1 protein-coding gene is annotated in these 579 nt (G+C 70.5%); it reads right to left on the bottom strand.

The window, feature by feature from the left end:
• Window positions 1-579 (bottom strand): acyltransferase domain-containing protein (locus QWU11_RS47120; RefSeq protein WP_290121144.1); only part of this gene is annotated, 579 nt, incomplete at both ends.

Genomic DNA, 579 nt, shown 5'->3' on the forward strand with positions numbered 1-579 from the left:
GGTGATGTGGGTGAGTGCTTGGCTGCGGAGGGCGATGATGCGTGCGGCGTCGTCGAGGGTGAGGGCGCCGGCGATGTGGGCGGCGGCTATTTCTCCTTGGGAGTGGCCGATGACGGCGTCGGGGTGGATGCCTGCGGCTTGCCAGAGTTCGGCGAGGCTGACCATGACGGCGAAGAGTGTCGGTTGGATGATGTCGACGCGTTGGTGTGCGGTGGGGTCGGTGAGCGCGTCGATCGGTGACTGGTCGAGGTAGGGGGCGAGGGCTTGGGCGCAGGTCGTCATGTGCTGGGCGAAGGTGGGGGAGGTTCGCATGAGTGCGGCGGCCATGCCGGGCCACTGTGAGCCCTGGCCGGGGAAGACGAAGACGGTTTTTCCGGGGTCGGTGGTGGTGGCCTGGATGAGGTGGGGTGAGGGGTCGCCTCCGGCCAGGTCGTCGAGTGCGGTGGGGTCGGTGAGGGCGGCGCGGTGTTGGTGGTGGGCGCGTGCGGTGGCGAGTGTGTAGGCGACGTCGGCGGGTTCGGCGTCGTGCCGGGCGAGGTGGTCGCGGAGCCGCCGCGCCTGGTCCCGCAGCGCCTGCGG

It is taken from the genome of Actinomadura sp. DC4 (genome assembly GCF_030406325.1).
GTDB lineage: Bacteria > Actinomycetota > Actinomycetes > Streptosporangiales > Streptosporangiaceae > Actinoallomurus.